Source organism: Xenorhabdus sp. PB30.3 (assembly GCF_963895965.1).
GTDB classification, from domain to species: Bacteria; Pseudomonadota; Gammaproteobacteria; order Enterobacterales; family Enterobacteriaceae; genus Xenorhabdus; species Xenorhabdus stockiae.
The window spans coordinates 1-10,902 of sequence record NZ_CAWQMW010000019.1; the positions used below are offsets into that span (position 1 = coordinate 1).

Annotated in this window: 10 protein-coding genes and 2 pseudogenes; 10 read left to right on the plus strand and 2 right to left on the minus strand. The window is 40.4% G+C overall.

Annotation, left to right across the window (positions count from 1 at the left end):
- Positions 1-574: 574 nt before the first annotated feature.
- From AACX38_RS02150 to AACX38_RS02180, 7 genes and pseudogenes are all read left to right on the plus strand, one after another.
- A pseudogene (locus AACX38_RS02150) lies at positions 575-823 on the plus strand (IS1 family transposase); the annotation flags it as partial.
- Positions 824-1,134: 311 nt separating this feature from the next.
- Positions 1,135-2,229 carry a 3-oxoacyl-ACP synthase III family protein gene (locus AACX38_RS02155; protein ID WP_228865632.1) on the plus strand — a complete coding sequence of 365 codons (1,095 nt, stop codon included), beginning with the start codon at positions 1,135-1,137 and terminating at the stop codon, positions 2,227-2,229.
- A 59-nt stretch (positions 2,230-2,288) separates the two neighbouring features.
- The gene (locus AACX38_RS02160) at positions 2,289-2,561 is read left to right on the plus strand and encodes an acyl carrier protein (RefSeq protein ID WP_228865633.1); all 273 of its coding nucleotides are present in this window, start codon (positions 2,289-2,291) and stop codon (positions 2,559-2,561) included.
- Positions 2,558-4,189, plus strand: coding sequence for an amino acid adenylation domain-containing protein (locus AACX38_RS02165; protein ID WP_228865634.1), 1,632 nt, complete (start codon positions 2,558-2,560; stop codon positions 4,187-4,189). The genes AACX38_RS02160 and AACX38_RS02165 overlap by 4 nt, the downstream gene beginning before the upstream one ends.
- Positions 4,170-5,315, plus strand: a complete 1,146-nt coding sequence (locus AACX38_RS02170) for an acyl-CoA dehydrogenase family protein (protein WP_228865635.1) — start codon at positions 4,170-4,172, stop codon at positions 5,313-5,315. Before AACX38_RS02165 ends, AACX38_RS02170 begins: the two co-directional genes overlap by 20 nt.
- A gap of 280 nt (positions 5,316-5,595) precedes the next feature.
- On the plus strand, positions 5,596-6,828 hold the full coding sequence (locus AACX38_RS02175) for a cytochrome P450 (protein WP_228865636.1): 1,233 nt from the start codon (positions 5,596-5,598) through the stop codon (positions 6,826-6,828).
- A 20-nt stretch (positions 6,829-6,848) separates the two neighbouring features.
- Positions 6,849-7,253 (plus strand): YbgC/FadM family acyl-CoA thioesterase, encoded by a 405-nt coding sequence (locus AACX38_RS02180; RefSeq protein ID WP_228865637.1) that lies wholly within the window; start codon positions 6,849-6,851, stop codon positions 7,251-7,253.
- A 140-nt stretch (positions 7,254-7,393) separates the two neighbouring features.
- Here AACX38_RS02180 and AACX38_RS02185 read toward each other — a convergent pair whose 3' ends face one another.
- Entirely contained in the window at positions 7,394-7,927 is a 534-nt protein-coding gene (locus AACX38_RS02185) for a hypothetical protein (protein WP_228865638.1), read from the minus strand.
- Positions 7,928-8,127: 200 nt separating this feature from the next.
- Between AACX38_RS02185 and AACX38_RS02190 the strand changes: the two genes are divergently transcribed.
- The gene (locus AACX38_RS02190; RefSeq protein ID WP_228865639.1) at positions 8,128-9,318 is read left to right on the plus strand and encodes an MFS transporter; all 1,191 of its coding nucleotides are present in this window, start codon (positions 8,128-8,130) and stop codon (positions 9,316-9,318) included.
- Between the two features lie 109 nt (positions 9,319-9,427).
- On the opposite strand, the gene AACX38_RS02195 is transcribed toward AACX38_RS02190, so the two are convergent.
- Positions 9,428-10,030, minus strand: a complete 603-nt coding sequence (locus AACX38_RS02195; RefSeq protein WP_228865640.1) for a cysteine hydrolase family protein — start codon at positions 10,028-10,030, stop codon at positions 9,428-9,430.
- 196 nt (positions 10,031-10,226) lie between these two features.
- Between AACX38_RS02195 and AACX38_RS02200 the strand changes: the two genes are divergently transcribed.
- Positions 10,227-10,718, plus strand: a complete 492-nt coding sequence (locus AACX38_RS02200) for a LysR family transcriptional regulator (RefSeq protein ID WP_228865641.1) — start codon at positions 10,227-10,229, stop codon at positions 10,716-10,718.
- A gap of 90 nt (positions 10,719-10,808) precedes the next feature.
- A pseudogene (locus AACX38_RS02205) lies at positions 10,809-10,902 on the plus strand (IS982 family transposase); the annotation flags it as partial.

Sequence of the window (10,902 nt, forward strand, 5' to 3'; positions counted from 1 at the left end):
ATATATTATCATTAATTTTTTTCATGCTCATATTTCAATTATTTAAACAGTTAGATACAAGTAAAATACCGTTAAAATGATGTATGATCTATCCTAAAAATTTTATTGTTAATAAAATGTTATTTATATGAAAATATCGAATAAAGTCTATTGAGTTCTGTTTTCATGGAAGGTGATCAATAAATTCATCAATATGTTTGATACTAAAATTAAATGAGAAAAAATGAAATAAACACTCATTCAATGTGAAGTGAGTTTACAATAAATAATATTTATTGAGTTATATTCTCTGATGTAAATAATAGTTTATTTTATTCATCGGCTTACTCGGCGATATTGCTGGATAAACATTAAATTCTAGGCGGTTTTCTTTTTTACTGGTTGTATAAGAGGCGGAATCGAAAATTACTCTAACATTGCATGCTAAATAAGCTCAGACTGTATTGATCTGTCAGGGCTAAGTATTGTGGGCAGGAAAAATCGCTAAATCAGTCGGTTGGTAGCTGGCGATAAAATGGGCATAGAGCGAGCAATTGTATGGATAACCTCATTACCACTGGAACAGGTTGAAATTCAGCTCATCGAGAAATTATCGCGTCTTAACGTCACTTTTTGGTGTACCGATCATTTCAAGGCTTACAATGTATTGCCCATAGATAAGTCCCTCATTGGAAAAATCTTCACACAGCGTATTGAACGTGAAAATCTCACCTTCTGAAACCGAATTAACAGACTGAATTGTAAAATATTGAGTTATTCAAAATCCATAGAAATGCATGACAAAGTCATCGGGTCTTTTATCGAAAGAGAATATTATATTTAAGATAAATCAATAAATTGAATTCGTGACCGATTTTAGAATTACATTACTTAATAGTTTAATAACAATATTTATTGCAGCGTAATTCAATAAAATAATGTGAAATTATACGACCACTTTTAATTAATATTTAGAAAGGCATTGACTGGAATCATCAATTTAATAGTTCAATAAATTTAGAGTATTTAAAGTGAACTTTTGCATTTATCATACAACTGATTTTTAGTTCGAATTTATTTTATTGCCTGCAAATCAGAACGCAAATTCATGCGCATGATTTTAGGTAATCCGCTTTAATTATATGAGGAGACTATATGCAAGCAGCAGGAATTCAGGCGATTGCCGTATATTTGCCTGATGAGGTGCGTACAAATGATTGGTGGTGTGAAGATATACCTCAAGAGCAGTCAATAACAGTAGCGGGATCACGTGGCGTATCCGGTCGTCGTAAAATTAACCCCTATGATGCCGCGATGGAACGTTATCTGGACGATCCTTTTTTCGGTAGTGTCGAGCGCCGAATAGCAGCAACTAACGAAGGAAGTGTGGAGCTCGGCGTTAAAGCCGCACATCGTGTACTGGGTGCTGCGGGTGTTTCTCCGGCAGAGGTAGATTGTCTGATTTCAGTGTCAATGTTTCCGGATCGGATTGGCTCAGGTGATGCCGGGTATCTTGCTCAGTTACTTGGAACTGGCGGCGGTGCTTTTAACATAGAAGCAACCTGTGGTGGTTCCATGACAGCATTATTGACGGCCTGTGCCTGGGTGCAAGCAGGGTTAAAAGAACGAGTTTTAGTCATAACAACATCCAGACTATCGCGGGCGATCGAACCTGACGATGTCACCCTGCGTTTATGCGGAGATGCTTCGGCAGCATTTTTGGTCGGGCCGGTAGAAGCCGGTTCTGGTTTACTGGGCGCTGAATCTTTGCATACGGGAAAAACCTGTGGCACCTGGTTGCTTGATGCAGTCGAGGATACCTCTGGAACAACCCCCCTCAGGCAAAAAATCCGCTTGCGTGTAGATCCCTCTATCTCCCACGTATTACGGGCCACAGCTGAAGAGTATCTCGTACAGACAACAAAGGGTGCTCTGGCAAAAGCCGGGCTTGAATTGAAAGATATTGACTTTGTCGTTGTGAATACTCCGACAGCCTGGCACGCAGAGTTTTCGGCCAGTGCATTAGGAGTAGAACTTAACCGTGTGGTAAATACTTTCCCACAGGTTGCTAATATCGGGCCGGTGTTGATGCCATTCAATGCATATACAGCCGCTGCTGCCGGTGACATTAAACCCGGTGATACTGTACTTCTGTACGGGTTTGGTGGTCAGGCAGAAGCTTCAGCAGCCATACTCCGCTGGCCTGACGTTATTCTGGCCCCTTCATGCAAAAAGATGAGCCTGCTATAAACCCACTGTGAACATTTTTAATCCATTACATTAATTACTGACTGATAGAGAAAGTTATTATGACTAATACCTTGACTAAAATCCGGGCTTTTATTATCGACGATATCCTAAAAGGAAATGACCTTGATATTACTGATGATCTGAATTTAGGAGAATCAGGGATACTTTCATCCTTGGCAATGATGCGTCTGGTTTCATTCATTGAAGATGAATTTAATATTATCGTTGGTGTCAGTGATCCAAGAATACGTTTTACGACTATTCGTGAAATATCACGCTATGTCGTTGAAAAATCAGTGGGTGATAATTCATCAGAAGCAGACAAGCAATGATAGCGACAGTATTAAAGGAACAAACTGGATCTTCAGTCGATCTGGCTAAGTACTTAGATGATTCTGTCTTACTATATCCCGAAGCTTGTGCAGTCATTGGTTCTGACGATTCAACAATGAGTTATAAGCAGCTTTCCGATGCTGCGGATCAAGTTGCGACTTTTCTTGACCAAAAAGACGTTGTGATGGGTGATCGTGTTGGTATTTTTATGCACAAGAAACCACAAACCCTTGCTGCCATTTTTGGTGTACTCCGTTTAGGTGCTGTCTACGTACCCGCCGATGTGAATAGCTCCGCTTTGCGGGCATTCGCTGTATTTGATAATTGTCAAGTTCGTTGCATTCTGACTGATCCCGAGTCCGCAGCATACCTGATACAAGTTGCCCCTGACTTTCAATCTCAGATCATTGTGATACAGGAAGTTGGAGAAAAAACAAGCGGGGAATTACAGGTACGGGATATTTTATCTATAGAAAAACGATCCACGGAAAAAAGTGAAAAAGAGCTTAATTATCCGCGCGGTACACCTGATGCGGATCACCCTGCCTACATACTGTACACATCCGGTTCTTCTGGTATCCCGAAAGGTGTAGTCATAAGCCATCGTAACTCAGTTAGTTTCGTTGAATGGGCTTCAGATTTCTTCCGGGTGACGGCAAAAGATCAAATATCCAGTCACGCCCCATTTCATTTTGACCTGTCAATTTTCGACATTTATGTCTCTGTGAAGAATGGAGCCTGCATTCATCTGATTGATACTGATCTTGCTGCAAGCCCACGCCATCTGGCTTCATTTATTGCCCGCAGAGAAATTACCATCTGGTATTCTGCTCCTGCAATTTTAGGTATTTTGGCTGAGCAGTGTCAAAAAGGTCATATCCCTAACCAGTTACGCCTCGTACTATTTGCAGGAGAGGTTTTCCCAATTACCAAATTACGTAAGTTGATGCAGTTGTGGCCTGAAGCCGATTATTTCAACTTGTATGGTCCCACAGAAACTAATGTATGTACTGTCTACCAAGTACCTGTCCCTATTCCGGAAAATCGTCTGGAGCCATTATCCATTGGCAGTCCTTGTACTCATTGTGAAACGATTGTTGTCAATGAACATCTTCAGCCTGTGCCGGAAAGTGAATCAGGTCAGTTATGTGTTTCAGGAGATGCTGTTTTTGCTGGTTATTGGAACGATCAGGAGAGAACCGCTCAGCGTATCTTTTACCTTAACGGCAAATATTGGTACAACACAGGAGATGTGGTTCGCTCCTCAGCAGAAGGTTACATTTTCATGGGGCGTCGCGATCGCATGATTAAGCGCCATGGATACCGGATAGAACTGGATGAGATTGAGTCATGCCTGATAACTCACCCTAAACTCTCTGACAGTGCAGTTATCAGCACAGAGATTGATGGAGAAGTGGCAATCACTGCTTTTCTGGTGTCTTATGATCCCCTGCTATCATTGACAGAGCTGAGTCAGTATTGTCATAAAAGGCTTGCACGATACATGCTCCCTGACTATTTCAGTTACCTGCCTGAACTTCCACGTACTTCTACGGGTAAAACTAACTATCAATTTCTGAAACAACAATTTTTGGAGCAACGAAACCATGACAAATCAACTGGATGAAAAACGGTTATTATTGCGTGATAAAGCCGAACGTTTTGCTCATGAGCAATTGAAGACAGATATCTCAGCCTCTGATCGTAACGGGACGTTTTTCCAGAAAGGTTGGCAAAAATGCGCAGATTTCGGGTTACTTAAAATGTCCATACCGGAAGAATATGGTGGTGAAGGGGCCTCATTATCTGATCTTCTGTCTATCATGGAAGGCCTGGGATACGGTTGCGAAGATATGGGGCTATTGTTTTCACTCAACGCTCATCTGTGGACAGTGACGATGCAACTTGCTATCCACGGTACGCCGGCCCAACGTTCTCGTTTCTTACCTGGTCTATTAAATGGAACATTAATCGGTGCTAATGGCTCGACAGAAGATGAAGCCGGTTCCGACGTTTTCTCCATGCGCACTCACGCAGTAAGAAGTGGTGATTGTTATATTCTTAATGGAGTGAAAACTTATATCACAAATGCTCCTATTGCTGACCTTTATGTTATCTATGCCACAATTGATCCCACACTCGGCCCTTTAGGTATCACCGCCTTTCTTGTCGAATCATCCACACCAGGTATAGAGGTTAGTCAGCCGCTGGAAAAAATGGGGTTACGTACCGCACAAATGGGGCGAGTTATACTCAAGGATTGCCGTATCCCCGCGGATGCCATATTAGGGCGGGAAGGACGGGGTATTAAGATCTTTGAAAGTGCCATGGAGTATGAGCGTGGATGTATTCTCGCTACAGCCTTGGGAGCAATGCGCCGCAGCCTTGACGAATGCATCACCCATGCACGCACACGGAAACAGTTTGGGCAGCCCATTGGGAAAAATCAGGCTATATCGCATCGTATCGCAGACATGAAGGTTAATCTGGATGCTGCACGTGAACTTGTCTATCGGGTGGGACGCTTAAAAGACGCAGGGAAAGATGCCACGATGGAAGCGGCTTGTGCAAAATTGTTCGTGTCTGAAACGTACACACAGTTATCAATGGATGCATTACGGATCTACGGAGCAAAGGGTTATCTTGCTGACAGTCATGCCGAAAGAGAATTACGCAACTCCATTGCATCCGTCATTTATTCAGGGACATCGGATATTCAGCGTAATATCATCGCCAATGGACTTGGCTTATAACTTTCATAACGACAATGTTCAGAGAAAGTATTTTTTGAGATGTTGTCGTTAGAATGAAATTGGACAAAAACTTCTTAATCATTAAAGCCAATATAGAAAGAAAATTCTGGAATAACATTATTTAATAGTTTAATAACAATATTTATTGCAGCGCAATCTAATAAAATCATGTGAAATTACACGCCAAATTTTAATTGGTGTTTAGAGGGGGCGGAATTATCAATTAAATAGCAAGGCTAAAGGAACGCATTTTGGTCGCCATCTTAATGAAGGAGAATATATGGCTGAAAGAATAAAGTTTAATCCACGTTCTAAAAAATTCCAGAATAATCCCTATGATATTTATAGACAATTAAGGATAAATGAACCTGTCAGCAAAGTGGGTGGTAATTGGCTGATAACAAAGCACAATGACATAAAAGACTTATTGCTTAATAAAAATATTCAAGCAATAGGCGCATTTCATACTTATGAAAAATATATCCGAGACAGACAAAGCTCATTACCTGAAAATGTCCGGAGTATGCTGAATAATGTCCTTCTTCTTCAGGAAGGAGAATCTCACCGGATGCATAAGAAAGCAATGATGCCTCTCGTGACTGGAATATATATGAAGGAACTGGAAACCATTATTGAGCAGGAGGTGAATATTATTCTGAATAATATTGCCGGCCGGAATAATATTGAAATAATGAGTGATATAGCGACTAAATTCTGGCAGAAAATATTTTCACATTGGTTGAATCTTAATGATGATCAACTGGATTTTTTCGTTGAAGCTCAGAAGAAAGTACGTCCTTTGCTTGAAGCGCCAGGCATACTCTCTTTTGACGAATTTAATGACGGGATTGAATTCCTGCATCGTGCCTCAGTATTGTGTGATGCAATGCTGGATGAAGGGCAGCAGCTAAAAAATTCTCTTTTTTACAGGGCACTTTTAAGCGGCTATGGAAATAATCACGATGAGGTTAAGAGAAACATTTTTGCGGATATCATTAATATTCTTGTTGCCACCAGTGAAACCAACGAATCGCTGACAGGCAGTTTTTTTCTGGAGCTGGCCTGTGATAACGGGTTACAAAACCGACTTCGTCGAGAACCGCAAAAAATTAAGTTGGCTATAAACGAAACCATGCGTTTGCACTCACCAGTACAGATCACCAGAAGAATGGCGACCCATTCCTGCCGGGTTGGTGACAGTGAGATTGCAGCAGGTGATATCCTTCTGCTTTGTCTGGGATCTGCAAACCGGGATGAGGATGCTTTTTTTAATGCTGACAGATTTGATATAGACCGCAGTAATGTAACCAGACACATTGGTTTCAGTACTGGGCTACACAACTGTCTTGGGCAACAATTGGCCATCAGGCAAATGGATATCCTGTGTCACGCTTTTTTGCAGCGGTTTCCCTCCTTTACTGTCAGTTCACCAGTGGTGTGGCAGACCGAAAACTTGGTTCTGAGAAGTCTCAAAACATTAAACATTAAGTTTGAACAGACTTTAATTATTTAATAAATAAAGGAGATAACGTAGTGGGTTTTAATCTGCGGGTTTACTACAGTGATACAGATGCCGAGGGTGTTGTATATCATGGGGCATATGTTAACTTTTATGACCGCGCCAGAACTGAGTTTTTTCGCTCACTCGGCATTGAATCCGGAAATTTAGCTGACAGAAACTGTGTTTTTGCTGTCAGGAAAATCGGCCTCGAATATCTTTCTCCGTCTTTCCTTGATGATTTACTTCACATAAAAACAGTGATAACTGGAATGGGAAAAACACGCCTGAAGATAGAGCAGTCCATCAGTAACCGTTGTGGAGAAGTCATTAACCAGTGTGAGGTTGTATTGTTTTTTGTTGATCTTCAGAAAAAGAAAATAACTGCAATACCATCTGATATTTTTGACAGGTTAATTCAGTCTGAAAAAAGTGATTAATTAAGGGGGTAATTATTGATCCATAATTAAATAGTCACTTTAAGTAACCACTTAACGGTGGTTGCTGTTCCGTTTCTCCCTAATCCTTTGTTATTGAAAATTTAAAATGTCACTCTGTTCTCCAAAATAGAAATTACTTTTTACTTCAGAATAAGGGTAGGGAGAACTCTTACCTTCGAGTGAATTGGATTTCTGAAATCAAATGAAGGAAGCGTCCCTACACCAATATCAATTCCTTGCTCTCTCGTTTTTTCTAAGAATGGACCATAAGCAGCACCCAGTGCACCATCAATGTGGAGCCAGTAGCCATTTCGAGGACTTTTGACAACTTTGCCATTTTCCAGTGTAATTTGAAGGGTTCTATCCTTAAGACCGTATTTTTCAAGTATGGGGAGCAGCAAATCAATTGCGCCACTGACATCATCAAGTGCACCCTTAAAGGTTGTGCCATAGTTGAAATTTACCACTATAGGGAAACCACGTGACGCAAAAAACTCTACTAATAAGCTCAGTGCATATAAACTTCCCTCGGTGCTTCCCATTGACAAGACATAGCCCCAATAGCCCTCTCCCGGTGTGGCGCTATCACGGTCAGGAGCATTCCAAAGTTTAGCAAAATAATCTAATACCGCGCATTCAAAAACCTTTGAGTTAAGCCTAAAATCACCAGCCACAAACGGATCACCAACATTGTTTAACTGAATATACCAATCACCATTGAATACACGACTCCTTCTCCTTGAAATCCCGAAATTCCCCCATACACTTAAATTGAAACAAAACAGTTCGTATCGATTTGTATCAGTACTGTTCAATATGTTGGGTGGCTTTACCAAAATGGCATCGTAGTTCCAACAATTGAGGAGATGTAAGGATGTCAACCCGAACATTGCATCGGTACCCACTACTTATCAGTGTACTTTTAGCATTAACAGGCCTTACGGTTGTAGGTCAGATTTACATTCCGATTCCGATCCTTACGGAGATAACCCAGCATTTTAACAACAATAAAAACATGGCTGGGTGGGTGAGCAGCGCTTTCAGCATCGGTTATTCGGCAGGTTTTTTATTGTCAGGCCCACTTTCAGACCGCTTTGGTCGTAGATTGGTCATGCTAACCGGTTTTATCTTTTTTCTGTTATTCACCGTATTAGTCGGATTTTGCTCTAGTTTTAGCCAGTTATTGACACTCCGGGTATTACAGGGATTTGCTGCTTCCTGTTATCCGCCCATTATACTGGCATACCTGAATGAGAACCTGTCTTCTACGCTGAAATCGAGAGCAATATCGTTTATGTCGTTGGGTTTTTTAACAGCGAGCATTGTTGCCCAGCTTTATGCTATAAAATTCAGTCATTATGGTTTTAATACTATCGAGCTTGTGCTGGTCCCTATTTATTTTGGATCAATTATTTTGATTTATTTTGTTGTTCACAGGGATAAGGAAAACAATCAAGTAGAAGAGAATCACAAAACAACATTGTTTGATATTTATAGGAAAATACCGGGAATATTGTTTGAGAAAAACTTAAAGTGGTTGTATCTCAGTACACTATGCACGTTATCAGCTTTAGTTGCTTTTTATATCATGATGGACGAAAGTTACGGCGAAAAATTTGCCATAATGGGTATAGAACCTTTCACCACGAGGCTGATTGTTTTACCCGTGATGTTTCTTTCTCTGCTTGCACCCTGGATAATACAAAAAATAGGTGCGATATCGCTTGTCCGGTGGAGCTTTTTAATTGCAGCAGCAGGATTAATATTGTCCTCGGTTACTGTTTATTTTGGAAGCGCCTGGGGATTACTTTTCTCCAGTGTTATTTTTATTGGTGGACGTGCATTCAGTGTCCCTTCTCTGGTTGGCGTAATTGCTGTTCTGGCAGAACAACAATATAGAGGAACAGCCATATCACTCTATACATTTGTACTATTTGTTGGAGCAAGTATAGGACCACTTATTGCTCACTTACTACTGATGCTGAATTATTCTATATCTTTACTTGTTCTTGCATTTATTGCCGGGTTACCTGCTTTATTGACATTATTTATTAGGGAGTGTTGATGTTTTGTATTCATCATTTATTCGACCCAAATGGGGAACCAGATAATGGTAAATGGCAGTGCCAACACTGAGTAAAAAATAATCTTTTTTGGGGGTAAGCATGAGGTAATTATCTTATCACACTCGCGCAATCGATCAGCGTTGCGTATCGATCATTCAAAGCCGCCATCGCCGTTCTATGTACTGAATCTGCATCAATTATTGAACCATCAATATATTTCAGATCTCGACTGGCACAGGCATCAGTACAGACAAAATTTTCATAGCCTAACTCTAATGCTTTAATGGTTGTTGCAGTGACACACATATGACTCATAAAACCCGCCAGTATTAACTGGTTACGGTGAGTTAATGATAACAATTCATTCAATGGTGTATTGTAAAATGAATCAGGTAATGATTTGGTGATAATATATTCCTCACTACTAGCCTCAACACCCTGAATAAAATGTACATTATCTGTCGCAGGATCAAATAGGGCAGACCCCACTTTAGCGTGATGTACAACATGGAATACTGGAATATGTTTTTTTCTGGCATGATCTAATAGCTTAGCTGCATTAACAATTGCATTTTTCCCTGCTTTCCCTAATGGTAGTGCTCCATCAGAATATTCTTTTTGAAGATCAATCAATACAAGAGCAGCTTTATTCCAGTCAAGAGTCTTTTCTGGTGCGCCAACGAGTTCCAATAACGTTTTTGTCGAATTCATTATCTTAGCCTTTATAGTATAGGGAAATTAAATTCATTCAAGGTTACGGTATGCCATATCAAAAGTAATTGAGAAATATTGCATATGGCATGTGCAAAAAAGTGTGTATTCAACGCGTCATCCGTTAAATACAAAGTTATTAAATTCAGTTTGTAAGTGTTAGGATTTCTGTTTTGGTTGTTAACAGGATACATATATGGATAGTGTAAACTGGGATGATCTGAGGTTTTTTACCGCACTTGTAGAATGTCGTACTGTCTCTGCTGCGTCAAAAAGATTAAATGTGAATTATGCAACAGTATCCAGACGAACAGAGCGTCTGGAACACACATTAAGACAGCGCCTTTTTGATCGCACTCAGGATGGGTATATTCCAACGATTGAAGGCTTGCTCTTATATAAGAAGACTGTTCAGGTGAGAGAGAATATCGAAAGCTTAGAAGACTATTTTACTCAGGAGGGTAAATTTAAAAAAAGTGTTGTTATCTCAATGGTATCTTTAATGGCTGAATATTTACTCATTCCAAAACTCAGTCATTTTGTAAAAAAATACCCGGAAATCAGACTGGAAATTGATGCCTCAAATCGCAATGTCAGCATTCCGAGGAAAGAGGCGGATATCGCATTCCGCTTAGATTTACCGGAAAAGGGAGAATATTTAAGTCAAAAAGTCGGGGAACTTAATTAACCTGAATTCTGGATAAGAAATTGACGAGAGGCCTGTTCCAGGAGCAAAGTTTTGGTGAAAGCCTAAAACGACACCGGGGAGGAACAGGCCATGGACAAGTTAGTTGAAATTTTCTGCGATGTCGACGACTTTTGCCGTCTTTTCATCCCCCAGTGGGAGCAGTTTTGTCTCGATAACGGATACC